Here is a 16,714-nt window from a genome sequence, read left to right as displayed (position 1 = left end):
ACGCGCATGGCTCGCTCGCTGGGCACTCTGACGCTCGACCTCATAGCAAAAATCGGCGGCTTTACCGGGCCAATGGACAAGGCCGGTGAATCCGCCAAAAAGTCGATGGGCCAGATCGAAAGCAGTGCCAAGAATGCTAGCCAGTCGGTTACCAATTCGCTGAAAACCATCGGGGTGGCTGCTGTTGGCTACCTGGGTACGCAGCAGATCGTTCAGTACGCCGAAACCTGGACCTCCGTCCAAAACAGGTTGAAGCAAGTCACTGGTACTCAGCAGGAGCTGGCTGTAGCCACGCAGGCGGTGTTCGACGTTGCTCAGCGGTCAACCTCTGCGCTCGAGCCTACCGCCGAGCTGTACCAGCGGATTGCGTCCAGCACCAAGGTGCTGGGTGTCTCACAGACTGAAGCAATCCGGGTGACCGAATCGATCAGCAAAGCCATGTCGGCATCAGGTGTTTCTGCTGAGTCCGCCTCAGCTGCTTTGGTCCAGTTAGGCCAGGCCTTTGCCTCGGGTGTGCTTCGCGGTGAAGAGCTGAACTCTGTGATGGAGCAAGCACCCGCTCTGGCGAATGCTATTGCGGCAGGCATGGGTGTCACGGTTGGCGAGCTGCGCACCCTGGGTGCAGCAGGCACGCTCACATCCAAGGCAGTATTTAACGCGATTCTTGGGCAAACGGAGGCAATCGACGCGGCGTTTGCTAAAGCACAGACCACTATTGCGCATGCTTTCACGACCGTTCAAAACTCAGTGACCCGCACTGTCGGGACCATGGATCAGTTGACGGGCGTTTCGGTGGAGGCGGCTGGCGCATTGGTCAGTATTTCCAAATCGCTTGATACGGCCAACATCGAAAAAATCGTATCTGTACTGGGGGTCGGCTTAGTTGGTGCCCTTGGTCGAGTTGCCGCCGGCTTTGCAAATACAGCCATCGCTGCCGGCATGAACGTCCTCGCGATGGGTGAAGTTGCAGCCGCCAACGCTGTAGCCACGGCGGCTGCCGTGCGTAAAGCTGAGGTGGATCTAGTCACCGCAAAAAACGCAGTGACCAACGCTCGCCTAAATCTTGCGCTGGCTACCAGCGTGAATGACATAGCCATTGCTGAGAGGCTGCTTGATGCGGCCAAGGCCAAGGCACTCGCGGCGAGTGCTGCACTTTCTGGGGCACGAGGAGCTGAAGCGACTGCGGCAACGCTCTCCGCATCCGCTACAACTGCTTACGGCTTTGCTCTGCGGGCAGCAAGCGCAGCTGGCGCCGGCTTAGTACGTGCCGGCTCGGGATTGCTCGCGCTGCTTGGGGGGCCAGTCGGGCTGGCATTCATTGCAGGAGCTGTTGCGCTTTCGTTCGTTGATTTCAGCAGCAAATCGGACAAGCTGAAGGGGGACCTGAGCAGCCTGGGTACCGCTGTCGATCAAGTACGGCTTGAGTTCAATAAGTTAAATGCGGACCAGCAGCAAAATCAGGTGAATGTCTGGCGCGACAAGCAGCTGGGCGCCACGATGGCCGTGGATAACGCCTATGCCGATCTAAAGACGTCCGTCCAAAGTGGGCTTGTCGACATTTCCAACATTGAAATGGTCGATCTGGCAAAAGTCGCCGATCAGGTTCGCAGCTACGATGCCTTTATTGGAAAGCTGGATGAGGCGAAAGCGAATGGCGAAGCGTTGGGGCCAATCCTTCGCGAAGCAGCCTCCAGTGGGCAGATCAGTCCGGCACAGCTGAAAAGTTGGGAAACGCAAGCGAGCGTCGTGGCAGACGCGGACGTTGTATTGCGCCAAGTTAACGATAGGTTGGCACTTCAGAGCGATATTTTAGCCCGCAACACGGCCGAGGCAAATGCCAATAATATCGCCAAAGCTGGCTTTACTGGGGCCGGGCAAAAGTATCTCGATACGCTGACAAAACAGCTCGGAAGCCTGCAAGACAATGGCGATGCGGTGAAAGAGGCGAACCGCTACATCGCAGAACATGCCGATCTTTCCGAGACTGACCGTGTTGCCATTGTGTCGGCTGCGACGGCTGTCAAATCGCAGGTCGCCGCCAATAAGCTGCTGATAAGCAGTCAGCGCGAAAGCAACAAAGAAATTTCGGCGGCCGCTGCGGCTGCGCAAAAATTGCTGACCGCTTTCGAAAACTCGGCGGAGGGATATGAGCGAGAAATTGAGCTGATCAACACCACCACCGATAAGCGAAAAAAGGCGAGTGAAGTCTCTCAGCTGGCCTTCGAAATTGAGTCGGGAAAGTTGGTTGGGATCAATGCTGAGCAGCAGGAGCGACTTAAAGGGCTTGCTGCCGAGCTGGACATCAAGAAGCAGTTAAAGCAAACCAACGAGGACGCCGCCAAAGTTGCAGCGTTTGCGGCCGCGCAGGACATTGCCTACCAGACCCAGAAAAACGGTTTCGACCTGGAGCTGGCTGGGGCGGGCATGGGTGACAAGGTCAGGGATCGACTGAAGCAAGACCTTGCGATTCGTCAACAATATGCGCAGGACATTAAAGACCTGCAAGAACAGCAGAACAGCGGTGCCATATCAGATGATGTTTACGCTAAAGAGACGGACTTGCTTAGCGAAAACCTCGATAAGCGCATGGAGCTGCAAGAAAAATACTATGAGCGTCAGGACCAAGCACAGAACGATTGGCTTGATGGCGTTTCTGAGGCGTGGGCGAACTATGCCGATACGGCGAGTGATTACGCGCAAATCGTAAACGATCAGGTATCAAGTCAGCTCGATACCCTGCAAGGCAGTTTCGGCGATGCCATTTCAGCAATGATTCTTGAGAACCAGAGCCTTGGCGATTCGTTCCGGAACATCGTCGACAGCATGGTGACTTCGCTGGTCAAAGGCTTGGCCGACATGATTGCGCAATGGCTAATCCATCAAGCCATAAAACTGGTTATTGGTGGAGTTGGTGATACCGCGGCCATCGCCAGTGCAGGCATTACAGGTACTGCAATCGCTACGGCGTACGCGCCTGCTGCCGCCGCCGCTTCGCTCGCGTCCTTCGGTGGCAACTCTGTTCCAGCCATTGCCGGTATTTTGGCAACCAACGCCGTTGCCAAAGGCGCTGCACTCTCGGGTATGGCGCACGACGGTATCGACTCTGTACCGCAAGACGGCACCTGGCTCCTGCAAAAGGGCGAGCGCGTCACAACTGCCCAGACCAGCGCAAAGCTGGACAAAACCCTTGCGGGTATCGAGTCATCAGGTGGCCAGGGCAACAGCGGGCGCCAATCAGTAGTCAACCAAACCATCAACGTCCAGGGTCGTGTAGACCGCCGCACCTCTACACAGCTCAACAATGACGCTGCCCGCAAACAACGTATCGCTCAAGCGAGGCTTGGCTGATGTTCAACGAAACCAGGCTGTTGGACTGCGTCTCTTACGGGTCGCAGTTCGGGCAGGAATTCAAAACACGCATCACCCAGTTGCGTAATGGGCGTGAGCGCCGTAATGCGGATTGGGCTCTGCCATTGGGCAGATACAGCGTGACCTACCAGGCGCTAAAGCCTGAGGACCATCTATTGGTTCGCGGCGCACACATGGCCTGTATGGGAAGTCTGATTGCATTCCGGTTCAAGGATTGGACGGATTATCTCGGCGAACATGAGTTGATTGGGGAGGGCACCGGTGTTGCACAGACCCTTGCCCTGTCGAAGTCTTATGCCTTTGGTCCCATCAGCTTTGCCCGTCCGATTACCAAACCGGTGGCCGGGACGATCGTTATTTATGAGGGTGGCCAGCCGGTAGCAGCCAGTGTCAATTACACGACCGGCATGGTCACCGTCACGGCCCCACCGGGTTCGCCGATCACCTGGTCAGGCGAGTTTGATGTTCCGGTTCGCTTTGAATCTGACCGTCTCGACTGCGACCCCATCGCCCGATTCAGCAATGGGTATGTGCTGACCGCAGATGTTGACCTTGTGGAGGATCGCCAGTGAGAACTATTCCAACAGCCTTACGCGCTCACTTGCAGCAACCCGTCACCACGACCTGCCGCATCCTTCGCTTCATCTTGGCTGACGGCCGCATCTTTGGCCTGACCTCGCTTGACCGGGATGTTGTGTACCAGGGCGTCACCTATTCATCGGTCAACGGCTTTGACTCGAGCGTGATCGCCACGGACGCCGGACTGAGCGTCGATAACTCGGAAGGCTATGCGCTGCTGTCGGCAGATGCCTTGGGCATTACTCTTGAAATAGTGGTCTCTGGCCAGCTCGACAATGCCCAGTGGGAAATGCTGCTGATCAATTATCGCGACCTGAACATGGGTCACATGATCATTGATGCGGGCGACACCGGGGAGGTTACGACCCAGAGTGGTGTGGCTTACATGCCTGAGCTGCTCAGTTATGCGATGCGCTTGCGCCAGGCAATCGGGCATGTGGACAGTCGGACCTGCCGGGCAACTTTCGGCACTCCGGCCAACACACAGACCGGCTGCGGCGTGAATGCCGAGGTGCTATGGATGTCGGCGGCTGTGACGGGCATGGGTGATGAACCACGCCGAGTATTTGCAGACAGCGCGCTCCTGCTGAACCCTTCGCCGATCCCTGGCCGCATCCGCTGGACTGGCGGCCGCAATGCCAGTGCCAGCCGCTTGTATCAGATCGAGGCGTACAGCTCGGTGTCTGGAACTATTGGCCTACTTGAGCCGCTTCCGTTCGACGTGCAGGTCGGCGACACCTTCGACATCCGCCGCGACTGCCCCAAAAACCCTACGGCGTGCACTGCCTTCGGCAACTTCATCAACTACAAGGGCGAGCCACTGATTCCGATTGGTGACGGCGTCCCTCTGTTAACACCGGGTGGCCAGATAGCAGGCGGTTTCGTTGGTTCGCAGGTGGTCGAATGACGCCCGCTGAGCTTCGCGTTGCCGAGGCCCGCAGCTACATCGGCGTGAAATGGCGCCATCGCGGCCGCAAGCCCTGGTCGCTGGACTGCATCGGTCTGGTGATTCGCGCAGTGGCTGCCGGCGGGCTTGAGATGGTCGACCGGCAGAACTACGGTCGTGAGCCGTGGAATGACGGCTTGCGGCAAGAGATGCGCGACCAGCTTGGCGAGCCAGTAGAGGCATGGCAACCGGGCGATATCGCGCTGATCAGTTGGGATGGCGGCGCCGAGCCTTCGCACGTCGGCGTCATTGGCGATTACCCGGGCGGACTGTCCCTGATTCACTCCTACAGTCTGGTCGCGGTCTGCGAGCACCGGATCGACGAGGCCTGGCACAAACGCATCATTGAGGTTTATCGACCATGAGCCTCAGCGCAACGCTCTTTGGCCGCGACAGCGCGATATTCAAGGCCACCAACATCCTCGGCCTGGGCATTCCAGGCTGGCTGGACAGGAAGTTCGGTGCCAAGCCACTGCAAGGTGCATCGCTGGGTGAGATGGCATCGCAGACCAGCAAGGAAGGGGTGGCCCGTCCGATCATATGGGGCATCGTCCGGCCCATCGGTGGCAACATAATTGCCACCTCCGAGCCGATCATTCGTCAGATCGAGTCCGAAACAGACAGCGGCGGGAAGGGCGGGGGTAGCAAGAGTAAAAAGACGATGGTCAATGCGGTCTATCGCACCTACGCAATTCGTATCTGTGAGGGGCCAATCACCGGCATACGCCGTGTCTGGCGCAACACGAAGCTGGTGTACGACGGGCGCGGCAATGCCTGGGGCGCGACCAATAATGGTGTGTTCCTGACCAAGGCCACTTTCTACCTGGGCGGCTGGGATCAGCTTCCATCGCCGGCGCTGCAATCGATCTTCGGCGTAGCTGCGGTCACGGCTCACCGTGGTACCTGCTACATGACTATGAGTGACGAAGACCTGACCGACCTGGGCGGTGCAATTCCGCAGTTCATTTTCGAGGTTGAGCGCGCCGAGGGCATGCCGCTTACATCGCGTATTTATCCGATTGAGGATATCCAGGCAGTCCAGGAAAACGGTACGGTTGGTTTGCGCGGGGCACCATTTATCAATCGGGTTGAGGGTGTCGATTCGGGCGAATCATTAGTCACGGGTTCGATGCGTTCAATGCTTCAAACGTATCGAAACTATGCGCCTGAGGGCACCCAGCTTATCGCTGAAACATTGATACGCGCCGAACTGCGTTCAATACTTAAAGCGTATCCGAATTATGCGCCAGAAGCTGTAAATGATAGCGGTGTACTTGTTAGTGGCACGCTGACTCGAACGCTTATACGTTACGCAAATTATGCGCCAGAAGCTATCGTCACTGGCGAATCTATACAGCGTGGGAGTTTAGGCTGATGTGTGTAGTTAAACTAAATACAGAGCAGGCTGTTGAGGGTTGGTTTTCTGTCGAGAAATTTAAAGTCGATAGTAATGGAAATGAGATTGAAGGTTCACGCCACAAGCCTGTTCCAGATTTCAGGAATCTTATCACCAACGCTGGGCTAGATAGGATGGGCGCATACGCTGACTGGCTATGGTATTGTCAAGTTGGCAGCGGGTCTACTATTGCCAACGTATCCGACACAACACTAGCGGCCCGTGTTGGAAGTGCTAGCGGCCCCACCCCTGTACAGGCCATGCAATCAACAGCGCCGTACTACATCAGCGCAACAACGACATACCGATTTGCAATTGGTACGGCTGTCGGCAACTTGTCGGAAGTTGGCGTTGGCTGGGCTGAAACCGGGTCGCTATTTAGTCGTGCACTTATCGTCGATGGTTCGGGTGTCCCGACAACGATAACCGTATTGCCTGACGAAATTCTGGATGTAACGTATCAATTCCGTTGCTACGCGCCTACTGCTGATGTGATGGGCACTATCGTATTGCGCGGCGTTACCCATACATGGACTTCACGCGCAGCAATGGTTACATCAATGAACATATACCAGGGTTGGTATATGCCGCGCGGTGCTTGGCTTATGAGTAACCCTGGTGTGCATCAGGCTACAGACGGAACAATTGGCCCTGTTACTGGCGCGCCTACCGGCGACGTGACAGCCGCATCATCTATCTCAGATGCCGCGTATTCATCAGGGAGCTACGCACGTGAAGGGACGTTAACGTTTGGTTTGAACCAAGCGAACTACGCTACTGGCATCGGTGCAATAATTACTGTGCATGGTATTGGTGTTAGTCAAATTTCGTTTTCGCCTCAGATTATGAAAACTAGTGAAGACGTATTGACGCTAGTTGTCAAACACTCATGGGCAAGGAAAACCCTGTAATGATGCCCGATAACGTGCTTTCGTCTCAGACAGTGCGCGGCAATATAGTGGGCGCCCGTGCGCTCGCTGTAACACCTATCGTCGATTATGAGGACGGTGGCGTAGCGCTTAACGACTCGACCCGTGGCAATCAGTACCAAATCTGGCAGGCGCTGCTAATCAAGGATCAAGTGCTTGTAAGCGCGCCAAACACGCCAGAATTCGTGATGTTTGCGGGGCCTGGCCTGACGGAAATTAGCCTGACGTTCGATCAGAACATGCGCCCGGTGCTGGCGTTCGTGCAGGGCGGTGTCGCACGTTATCGCTGGTATGACCCAACTGTTGGCGCGCAGATTGTTACCGACCTCCCGGCAGGCTCAATCACGCCAAAGGTCATTCTCGACGACAAGCGCCAAACCCAGACCAGCAGCTGCGACGTGATCCTCGCCTATGTGCGCGGCGGGGGGTTGTACTACCGCCAACAGCGCGACCGCTACCAGATTGAACGACTACTCACTGACGGCGTAACCACCAGCCTGCTGCGGATTGGCTTTAGTGATCAGTTGCGTCTTCAATTCATGATGGAGGTTGCCCGATGAGTCTGCCTCCTGAGTGGACAAGGCCGGGCCTTGGCCTGGCTCCGCTGGAAGCAAGTTGGGCCGTTTCATCCATTGTTGCCGAGATCTGCCAGCGCGCAGGTATTCCGCCCGCCAAGATCGATTTGGCGGGCCTCGGCGGGATGTGCGACGGGTTCAGCATGACCAGCGAATATGGGGCCTTCACCGGGCTTGAAAACCTCGGTAATGTCTTTCTGTTCGATGCGGCCAACTGGGATGGAGCGCTGCATTTCGTGCCTCGCGGGCGCCCGGTGATTGCCACGATTGAAATTGGCGACCTGATCGACGACGGTGAAGACATCCAGAAGCTGACCCGGCGTGATGCTATCGATATCCCGCGAGTGCTCAGCCTGCAGTACTTCGACATCGACGGCGGCCTTCAGGCTGATATACAGACCAGCGACCGCAGTTTGGACAGCCGGTCGAAGTCAGAGGCGCAATCAGAAACAACCGTGCTCATGCGTGCTGACGACGCTGCTCGTTCGGTGGTGGTGACGCACAAGGTCACCATTGAAGAGCAGCGCGGCGAGTACGCATTCAGCTTGCCGGATTCATGGTGCTGGTTGTCAGTAGCGGACACCATCATGCTTGACGGCGAGCGCCTGCGGATCACCTCAGTGGAAATCGACGAGGGATTCCAGAAGTACAAATGCTCGTTCGACCGAGCCAGCGCATACATCTCAAGCGTTATCGGTATTCCTGCAGCACCACAGGCTGAGCCGCCGACACTGGTGGTGGGCGACACAGTGTTGCAATTCATCGACAGCCACATCCTGCGTGATTCTGATGACTGTCTCGGCTACTACGTGGCTGTATCTGGCACTTCCCCTGCGTGGGATGGCGCCGTCATTGAGCTGTCGCTTGATGGTGGGGCGAACTACATCGACCGTTCCAGCGGCAGCATACGGGCGACCATGGGCTCGCTCACTGCTCCAGTTGGTGATCACAGCCGCCCGGTTACTTCCGATCTGCAAAACACTGTCAGCGTGAAACTGCTGCGCGATGACGTCGACCTGCAAAGCACCAACCTGGCCGGGATGATGAATCGTCTGAATCTGGCATTGGTCGGCAACGAAATCATCAACTTTGCCGAGGCCGACGAAACCAGCCCTGGTACCTGGGACTTGAGCAACCTGCTGCGCGGGCGTAAGGGTTCGCCCGTCTCTGCGCACCCTGTAGGCGAACGGTTCGTGATGCTTCAGCGCAATCGTCTGTTCTTCATCGATGCCGAGATGTTCAGCCTCAACCGTGCGCTGACCTTCCGCGTCACCACCAACGGTGGATCGGCTGGAATCGTCTCGACCCACACCTTCACCGGAATGTCCCAGGCCGAGCAGGCTCCGGCCTATCTCACTGCGCACCGAGTGGGCAGCAATATTGTGATCGCATGGCAGGGAATCGGAAGAGTCGGGGGCGGGGCAAACGTGGCCATGGGTACGTTCTTCAAGGGCTTTCAGGTGACGATTAACGGCGTAACCCAAACAACTATCGCAAGGACTCTCACCATTCCAGATCCAGGCGGCAGCGTGATCATCAGCGTTGCGCAAATCAATCAACTGACCGGCACCGGTCCCGCAACGGCGCTCACCCTATGAATACGATAAGCAACGCGATCCCCTTTGTGCCAGAGAACACCATAGATCCAGCGGCCGGGATCAATAACGCCCTGATTGCTATCGACGTGCTGTTGCAACTGGCTTTCGTAAGCGTCGGCTTGAACGCGCCTGCAGTGTCACCTGCTGACGGTGCACGCTATGCAGTCGGTACGGCGCCAACGGGTCTGTGGGCGGGTAAGGCGGGCATGATCGCAAGCTGGACGGCGGCACCTGGTTTTTGGACTTTTCAGGCGGCCCGGTACGGCTACAACTTGGCAGACTCAACCCTGTATGTGCGGAACGGTAACCTATGGGCGCCGTTAGCCGCTGCGGGCTTGAGCAACCCAATGACTGCACCGGCCGACCTGATTATTGGCGGCGTTGCTGGCGCACCTATGCGACTTGCTGCGGGTGTAACCGGGCAAGTCTTGACGCGCACAGCTAAAGGCCTGGAGTGGGCAGCACCTTCAACGTACGGAACAGTTGTGATCGAGGCAGCCACGGCGCGAACCTTGATCCTTGCGGATGCTGGCACATACCTGCGAATGACTGGTGCAGCCCCTGCGATCACGGTGCCTCTGCAGGCAACTATTGCGTGGGTCGACAACACCGAGATAACGATACGTCACGCAGGTGCGGGAACGCTGACGTTGGCGCCCGCATCGGGTGTAACGCTCAATACCCCTAATGGCGGCACGCTGACCATGGCAGCGGCTATGACCGTCACGCTCAAGCGTGTAGCGATCAACGTTTGGGACGTACTCGGCCAGACGGTGGCCGCATGATTGCTGGGAAATACGCGAGGTTGGCGGGGCAGTCTCGTCCACATCTACAGGCGCTACACCAGCCTGCTGGGCAACGTGATGTGCAAGCAACACCACTCAACAATCTCGAACAGAAGTGTATGGCAACGTAAGTAGTACCTGGATTGGTAACGTCAGAGACCAGTAACAACGCTGACAGCAGCACAGTTTAAGTCGAACACCGCCCCCGCCACTGAGCGGGTTTTTTTCGCCTGGAGAAAAGTGATGACTGCAACAGATCGCGACAGAGACGTGGTGGCCCGAACACTTTGGGGTGAAGCGCGCGGGGAGGGCTTCGCCGGAATGATCGCCGTGGCCTGGTCTATCCGCAACAGAGTGGATACCGACCTGCACAATGACGGCAAGCCCGACTGGTGGGGCGAAGGCTATATCGGCGTCTGCCAAGCCCCGTGGCAGTTCAGCTGCTGGAACAAAAACGACCCGAACTATCCATTCCTGATCGGCGCGAAGCCGATCCCTTCTGGTGAGTTTGCGACTTGCCAGAGTGCGGCGGCGACGGTGATCGATGGTACGGCGCCAGATCCAACTGGCGGTGCGACTCACTACTACGCCACGACCATGCCCAAGGCCCCAGCGTGGGCGTCGAAGGCCAAGCAGACCCTGAAGCTGGGGCATCATATTTTCTTTAAGGATGTGCCATGAGCTGCCTATCCAGAGTGCTGCGATCCAGCGCCGATTATGGCCTGATGTTCTGGTGCCCAGGCTGCGATGGCGCGCATCGCATCCAGCATGGTGCCGGATCTGGCCCGCGCTGGGGTTGGAATGGAAACGCTGAGAAACCAACCTTCACGCCGTCGATTCTGGTGAGCTATCCAGCCAACCCGGATGCGGGGGAAGAGTTCAAGGAGTGGCGCACCGCCCGGATATGTCATTCGTTCGTGACTGACGGCCGCATCCAGTTTCTTGGCGATTGCACGCACGGCCTGGCTGGCCAGACCGTGGATATTCCTGATTGGGACGAGGAGGGGCTATGACGGACTCCGCGTGGAAGTTGATCGGACTGGGCTTGGCCATCGCACTGCTGCTGGCGCTGGGTGCCGGTTGCGGAGCATGGCTGGCATCAGGACATTATCGACCGCTGCTCGACACCGCTGAGACAGATCTAGCCTCGGCCAAGACCGTCAATGGCAACCTGCTAGCGCTTACCACTGAGCAGGGGCTGGCGCTTGGTGGGTTGGTGCAGGCGGGCGAGAAACGACAGGAGGCCGCCAAAATAGCAGTGGCTACGGCGAAGGAAGAGGCGAAGCCTGACTATGCTGCGGCAAACACGATTCAGCAGGGACATACAGGCGGTGACCCGGCCATGGCTGCGGCGTCGATCATTGATCAGGAACTAGGGTTATGAGACTGCTGCTGATGGGGGTGGTGTTTTTGCTGGCGGGATGCGCTGGGCAGGAACCCGAAATACGCACTGTGCGAGTGGAGGTTCCAGTGCAGGTTCCGTGCAAGGCACCAATCATTGCGGCGCCGGTGTTCGCTGCGGCTGGCTTGAAGAAAGCGGATTCGCTCGAGGTGAAGGTGAGGGCGCTGCTGGCTGAGCGTCGGCAGCATATCGGTTACGAAAAGGAGTTAGTCGCGGCGGTGAGCGCTTGCCAGTAAAGCTCGACTTCTACGACTGAATGTTAATTTTTTCGTAAGCGTCTACCCAACATACCTTGCGTGGTTATCCCCAAGTAACTCGGTACTCTCGTCACTGAAAACAACGAAACTTTCACATCTATCCGACAGAGGCCAGACAACTGGGTGCTTACTCTGGGCGCTGCCATAGGTTGATATCGAGGAGGGTAAGCAAAGCAGTCCTGAGAGCGGGGACTCGAAGGGTAACGTTGACGTAATCGCAATGACTAAAAACGCACGTGAGATCCATTCATTCAGGAGTTACCTATGTCCATCGGATCCGTATCAGCTTCAAATCCAGTGACTATCAACGGGCTAAGTTCTGCCCAAAGTCAGCCTCAGGCGAAAGCAAATCAGGCAAAGGCCTCTACCACAGCCAGTAATGTCGCAGCAGCGCTGAAAGAAGCTACTGAGACTGCCGCGCAAACCGCTCAAGAGGCGGGGCATGGTGATCGTCAGGCACAGCGTTTGATGCAAAAGCAGAACCATCAACCCGCAAACACGGCAGCCCCGACGGCTGGTGTTGTGAATGGTAACGGGCAGATAACCGGCGAGACCATAAACACTAAAGCGTAATCTCCCGGATGCACTGCAAAAGGCTGGCGAACCCTGTGCGAGCAAGGTTTTCCAGTTGCATTCAACGCACAGTAATACGCCACTTCTGCTACGTGCTTGAGACTTCCTGGACCTAAGCCTGATAGTCGTACGCGTCCGGGCATCCGGTCTTGCGCAACTAAACCGGTTGTCATCTATGCGGCAGCAGTTAGGCAAGGGTGATGGCGTCCGCTTAAAAATACGCCTGCACAATCGTCCTTAATGCTGGGGGCCGGTAGGTGTATTCCCCGGACGGATACCGAAAAATTAGCATTTAGCCCGTGCGGGTGCGCTTCCTGTTGATCTTTACGCCGTTACACCTGATGTAAAGCTGGTCGTTCGGACCGAACCCCGTTATGGGGGATTCCGCCTTTCGTCAAGCGTGAGTCATTGTCAACTTGCGCAAAATCGAAGGATCTGAAAATTCACCGTGTACTTTCGTTAGGCTTCGATCGTTCAGCTTGTTCTTTCTTATGGTTCTTCATATCCAGGCGGACACCCCAGGCAAGTATGGCCACTCCGAAAATAGCGACGAGGATGATTTGTGCGGCAGGCATAGTGATATTCCATGAAAAGTTCTATTGATTACATGGTCATCAGCTACGAACAAGTCCGATAGGATTACAGAATGTTTCTCATTTTACGGGAGGAAGTTGTGAGGCCGGTCTTAGGTTCTGAGCATTGGTGGGGTACGAGCGCTTGTCGATATGAGATTGTGTCCGGTCGGCAGGACGCCGGGGGAGGGATTGCGCAAAACCTCCGCTACAGGCCACGGTTTACCGTTTGCATAAGCACACAAAAGCGGATAATTTGTCACTCTGAATATGGTATTTATTCCTTATTAAACAATATGTTATGCGTATTTAATCCCAGTATGGAGGCTAGGGCTCGAGTGTTCGAATCACTTAGTCATCTATGTCCAGCCAGCTCAGTGCGAAGCGTTGAACCGGAATGCGGAGATAGCCACCGTCAGGAAGAGCAATCCGGTCGGGCCGGAGCCGCTCAACCCGTTGCTCGATGTCAGGCTGTCAGGAATGGCTACCGGTGGATTCGCGCTGAGTTGGGTAATGGCACTGACTTGCCCACCCGTTAGCATTCGACCTGACCAGCCTTTTGCATCGGACTTGACCGGCAGAAGTCGACTCATAGCTGCTCGTTATGGTTTCCAGGATATTAGAGACGCTTCACAATCCAGCACAAAAGCTTCACGTTTTACCTCTCCTGAATTCATAGAATAACTGCAACGCTTGAAACGAGAGGCAGAGAGCCAGCCACCGGTAGAATCCAGGCTCTCACACCAAAGGATTCAAGCGCAGATGACCACGCCTTACCGGCAGCTGACTCATGGCCAACGTTACCAGATTGAAGCGGGTCTGAGGGCTAAAGAGAGCCAAGCAAACATTGCTAAACAGGTGGGCGTGCACCCTTCGACGATTAGTCGTGAGGTTCGCCGCAACCGTTCTGAAAATGTTTACGAGGCGGTTTCGGCGACCCATGAAAGTGATGTCCGGCGCGCTGGGGCTCGGAAGTTTTGCAAACCGGTTACCTGGTTGAGTCATCACCTTGCGATATGGCTCAACCATGGAATGAGCCCAGAGCAGATTTGTCATCGGCTCAAGCAAGAGCGACCAGATCAGGCGGTCAGTCATGAGTGGATTTATCGGTTTATTGCCACCGACAAACAGGGCGGCGGCGAGCTTTATACGCATCTGCGGCACCGTCGAAAGCGTTACCGTAAACGCTATGGAAGCCACGACCGGCGGGGACAGTTGCGAAATCGGGTGTCGATCACTGAACGTCCTGCTGAGGTCGAAACTCGAGAACGGCTGGGCGACTGGGAAGGTGACACAGTGCATGGGGTGGGCGGTAATTTGGTCACTCTGGTTGAGCGTAAAAGCGGCTATCTGAGCGCTTACCCGGTCAAGCGCTCAGATAGCCGCCAAGTCACTCGGGCGATCAATTTACAGTTCAATGGGCATGTGGTGCATACGTTGACGCTGGACAACGGCAAGGAGTTTGCCGGCCATGAGCGCATCGCGAACAAGAGCCGTTGCCAGGTCTATTTTGCCGACCCGTATTCGTCCTGCCAGCGCGGCACGAATGAAAATACCAACGGTTTACTCCGCCAGTATTTTCCCAAAGGCAGTGACTTCAGCAAGCTGACGGTTGCTGCTGTAAACCGTGTGGTCGCGCAAATAAATTTACGCCCTCGCAAACGCCTGGGCTGGAAGACACCGTATGAAGTCTATGCGGGGGTGAGCGTTGCACTTATGTGTTGAATTCAGGTCTTTTAAAACAGACCGAAACACATAATCCGCTCTTCTTCATCTCATCCGAAAAACTCAATCGGATGTGCGCCCCCGCACGATCGGCTATCGCCTTTACAATCGATAAACCCAGCCCGGAGCCTGCTTCATCGGTTCCCAAACTTCGGTAGAACGGATCGAACACCAGCATTTGTTCTTCCGCGCTGATGCCTGGGCCTGAGTCCTTGACTTGAAGGATCACTGTTTCCTGCGCCAACTCTACCGTCAGGTCGACTCGTCCGCCAACGGAGGTATAACGGATAGCATTATCCACCAGATTCTTGACCAGGATTAACAGATCCATTGCGTTGATATTGACCTGTACGTCTTCGATGCTTTCAACACCGATATCGATGCGCTTGCGCTCTGCCAGCGGCAGTAAGTCCTCTAGTACCCGTCGATAGACTTCATGGACTGAAACTGATGTCTGTGATCGATCCGAGCTTGATTGTGCTGCCGCCAGGGCCAGCAGTTGATCGATCAGTTTTCTGCTGCGTTCAATTCCCCGAGACAATGGCAAAAAACGTTCATAGGCCGCCGCCGACATTTCTATGGCCGACAGTCGCTCGGCTTGTAGTGACAGGGCCGTCATCGGGGAGCGCAGTTCGTGGGCTGCATCGGCGATGAAGCGACGCTGGGCTTCCATGGACTGCGCAACGCGCGTCAACAATCGATTGATGGCCACGACGAAAGGTCGGATCTCGGTTGGCAGGTGGTTATCGTCGATAGGATGCAACGCCTGTTCGTCGCGCTGATCGATTTCGTCCGAGAGGGTTGCTATGGGACGGAACAGTTTGCGTACCAGATCGCTCACCACCAGCAACAGCACCGGAAACAGAATGAGAAACGGCAACAGACTACGCCAAGCGCTCTTTCGCGCCTCTTTTTCACGCACGTCAGCTTCTTGGGCGACAACGATGCGTTCGCCACCGACCATTGTTCTAACCAGCACGCGAAAATTTTCGCCTGCCACGCTCAAGGTCGACAAGCCATCGGCTAGTCTTACCGGGAAGGGTAACGGTGTTGTTGCGTCATCACTTCCGGTCGCTTTACTGCTGTCGGTCAGGTATTGGACGATAACCCTGGACTCTTCGTCGTCGCCAACTACCTGTTCAACCACAGGATAGTGGAAGGTCATCTTTTGCCGATCAAAAAGGATGGCCACTTGACGCAAGGTCTCGTCCTGCATTTCGTGCGTCTCGTTAATCGCAGAGACAAAAGCGAAAAAACCTGCCAGTACCGCCACGATCAGGATGGCTAGCGACAGCGTTACAGACAAATGCATCTGTACCGAATCATTCAAGCGCTTTTTGAAACCATCCATCCCATTCCCCTGACATTCTTGATGACATGGCTCCCCAGTTTCCGCCGCAGTGCATGAATCAGAAACTCCACCGCATTGCTTTCCACTTCATTACCCCAGCCGTAAATACGGTCTTCCAGCTCGCTGCGCGAGAGAATGGCACCAGGTCGTATTAATAGGGCCTGTAACAGGGCGAACTCGCGGCTGGAGAGTTGAATGTCGGGGATTTCGGCAGTAGCCGCTTGTTTGGATAGCAAATCCAGCGACACTACACCGTTGTCCAGCACTGACTGGGCACTGCCGCCTTTGCGGCGTAAAACGGCGCGGATGCGTGCCAGTAACTCCGCCATGGCGAAGGGTTTGAGCAGGAAGTCGTCTGCGCCGCCGTCGAGGCCGCGCAGGCGATCATCGAGTCCATCCCTTGCGGTGATGATCAGCAACGGCACCGGGTTGTTGCGTCCACGAATGCCATCGAGCACATCGAGCCCGTCTTTGCCGGGCAAGCCGAGATCCAGCAGCACCATGTCATAAGCTTGTGTTTCCAGTGCTGCAAGGGCGGTGAGTCCGTTTTTTACCCAGTCTGCGGCGTAGCTAGCATCGTTCAGCGCGCCTTGAATGGCATCCCCAATCATCGGGTCATCTTCGACCAGCAATATCCGCATTTATCACTCCAGAAAA

The 16,714-nt window shown here is 56.1% G+C and carries 18 protein-coding genes; 15 read left to right on the top strand and 3 right to left on the bottom strand.

Annotated elements, in window-relative coordinates; genetic code table 11:
• Nucleotides 1-6 precede the first annotated feature (6 nt).
• From RHM55_RS07160 to RHM55_RS07095, 14 genes are all read left to right on the top strand, one after another.
• Complete coding sequence (locus tag RHM55_RS07160; RefSeq protein WP_322180592.1) at nucleotides 7-3,348, top strand: phage tail tape measure protein; 3,342 nt, start codon at nucleotides 7-9, stop codon at nucleotides 3,346-3,348.
• Nucleotides 3,348-3,941, top strand: a complete 594-nt coding sequence (locus tag RHM55_RS07155; protein ID WP_322180590.1) for a DUF2460 domain-containing protein — start codon at nucleotides 3,348-3,350, stop codon at nucleotides 3,939-3,941. Before RHM55_RS07160 ends, RHM55_RS07155 begins: the two co-directional genes overlap by 1 nt.
• Nucleotides 3,938-4,855: a DUF2163 domain-containing protein gene (locus RHM55_RS07150; protein ID WP_322180588.1), complete on the top strand. Its 918-nt coding sequence runs from the start codon at nucleotides 3,938-3,940 to the stop codon at nucleotides 4,853-4,855. Before RHM55_RS07155 ends, RHM55_RS07150 begins: the two co-directional genes overlap by 4 nt.
• The gene (locus tag RHM55_RS07145) at nucleotides 4,852-5,259 is read left to right on the top strand and encodes an NlpC/P60 family protein (protein WP_322180585.1); all 408 of its coding nucleotides are present in this window, start codon (nucleotides 4,852-4,854) and stop codon (nucleotides 5,257-5,259) included. The genes RHM55_RS07150 and RHM55_RS07145 overlap by 4 nt, the downstream gene beginning before the upstream one ends.
• Nucleotides 5,256-6,269: a hypothetical protein gene (locus RHM55_RS07140; protein ID WP_322180583.1), complete on the top strand. Its 1,014-nt coding sequence runs from the start codon at nucleotides 5,256-5,258 to the stop codon at nucleotides 6,267-6,269. Before RHM55_RS07145 ends, RHM55_RS07140 begins: the two co-directional genes overlap by 4 nt.
• Nucleotides 6,269-7,201, top strand: a complete 933-nt coding sequence (locus RHM55_RS07135) for a hypothetical protein (RefSeq protein WP_322180581.1) — start codon at nucleotides 6,269-6,271, stop codon at nucleotides 7,199-7,201. The genes RHM55_RS07140 and RHM55_RS07135 overlap by 1 nt, the downstream gene beginning before the upstream one ends.
• A complete protein-coding gene (locus RHM55_RS07130; protein WP_322180579.1) occupies nucleotides 7,201-7,779 on the top strand; it encodes a hypothetical protein in 579 nt (192 codons plus the stop codon). The genes RHM55_RS07135 and RHM55_RS07130 overlap by 1 nt, the downstream gene beginning before the upstream one ends.
• Complete coding sequence (locus RHM55_RS07125) at nucleotides 7,776-9,392, top strand: phage tail protein (RefSeq protein WP_322180577.1); 1,617 nt, start codon at nucleotides 7,776-7,778, stop codon at nucleotides 9,390-9,392. Before RHM55_RS07130 ends, RHM55_RS07125 begins: the two co-directional genes overlap by 4 nt.
• A complete protein-coding gene (locus tag RHM55_RS07120; protein WP_322180575.1) occupies nucleotides 9,389-10,177 on the top strand; it encodes a DUF2793 domain-containing protein in 789 nt (262 codons plus the stop codon). Before RHM55_RS07125 ends, RHM55_RS07120 begins: the two co-directional genes overlap by 4 nt.
• Nucleotides 10,178-10,420: 243 nt before the next feature.
• Nucleotides 10,421-10,858, top strand: a complete 438-nt coding sequence (locus RHM55_RS07115) for a cell wall hydrolase (RefSeq protein ID WP_322180573.1) — start codon at nucleotides 10,421-10,423, stop codon at nucleotides 10,856-10,858.
• Complete coding sequence (locus RHM55_RS07110) at nucleotides 10,855-11,190, top strand: DUF6527 family protein (protein WP_322180571.1); 336 nt, start codon at nucleotides 10,855-10,857, stop codon at nucleotides 11,188-11,190. The genes RHM55_RS07115 and RHM55_RS07110 overlap by 4 nt, the downstream gene beginning before the upstream one ends.
• Nucleotides 11,187-11,561 (top strand): hypothetical protein, encoded by a 375-nt coding sequence (locus tag RHM55_RS07105; protein WP_322180569.1) that lies wholly within the window; start codon nucleotides 11,187-11,189, stop codon nucleotides 11,559-11,561. Before RHM55_RS07110 ends, RHM55_RS07105 begins: the two co-directional genes overlap by 4 nt.
• Nucleotides 11,558-11,815 carry a hypothetical protein gene (locus RHM55_RS07100; protein WP_322180567.1) on the top strand — a complete coding sequence of 86 codons (258 nt, stop codon included), beginning with the start codon at nucleotides 11,558-11,560 and terminating at the stop codon, nucleotides 11,813-11,815. The genes RHM55_RS07105 and RHM55_RS07100 overlap by 4 nt, the downstream gene beginning before the upstream one ends.
• Before the next feature lie 285 nt (nucleotides 11,816-12,100).
• Nucleotides 12,101-12,409, top strand: coding sequence for a hypothetical protein (locus RHM55_RS07095; RefSeq protein ID WP_322180565.1), 309 nt, complete (start codon nucleotides 12,101-12,103; stop codon nucleotides 12,407-12,409).
• A 946-nt stretch (nucleotides 12,410-13,355) separates the two neighbouring features.
• Here RHM55_RS07095 and RHM55_RS07090 read toward each other — a convergent pair.
• Nucleotides 13,356-13,574 carry a hypothetical protein gene (locus tag RHM55_RS07090; RefSeq protein WP_322180563.1) on the bottom strand — a complete coding sequence of 73 codons (219 nt, stop codon included), beginning with the start codon at nucleotides 13,572-13,574 and terminating at the stop codon, nucleotides 13,356-13,358.
• Between the two features lie 169 nt (nucleotides 13,575-13,743).
• Between RHM55_RS07090 and RHM55_RS07085 the strand changes: the two genes are divergently transcribed.
• Nucleotides 13,744-14,706, top strand: a complete 963-nt coding sequence (locus RHM55_RS07085) for an IS30 family transposase (RefSeq protein ID WP_322178783.1) — start codon at nucleotides 13,744-13,746, stop codon at nucleotides 14,704-14,706.
• Here RHM55_RS07085 and RHM55_RS07080 read toward each other — a convergent pair.
• The gene (locus RHM55_RS07080; RefSeq protein WP_322180560.1) at nucleotides 14,696-16,057 is read right to left on the bottom strand and encodes an ATP-binding protein; all 1,362 of its coding nucleotides are present in this window, start codon (nucleotides 16,055-16,057) and stop codon (nucleotides 14,696-14,698) included. The two genes, RHM55_RS07085 and RHM55_RS07080, sit on opposite strands and share 11 nt — an antisense overlap.
• Entirely contained in the window at nucleotides 16,033-16,698 is a 666-nt protein-coding gene (locus RHM55_RS07075; RefSeq protein ID WP_322180558.1) for a response regulator, read from the bottom strand. Before RHM55_RS07075 ends, RHM55_RS07080 begins: the two co-directional genes overlap by 25 nt.
• Between the last annotated feature and the right edge of the window lie 16 nt (nucleotides 16,699-16,714).

The organism is Pseudomonas sp. MH9.2 (genome assembly GCF_034353875.1).
Lineage (GTDB): Bacteria > Pseudomonadota > Gammaproteobacteria > Pseudomonadales > Pseudomonadaceae > Aquipseudomonas.
Note: the sequence above shows the minus strand (reverse complement) of the source record. Positions and strands in the feature narration are given on the sequence as shown.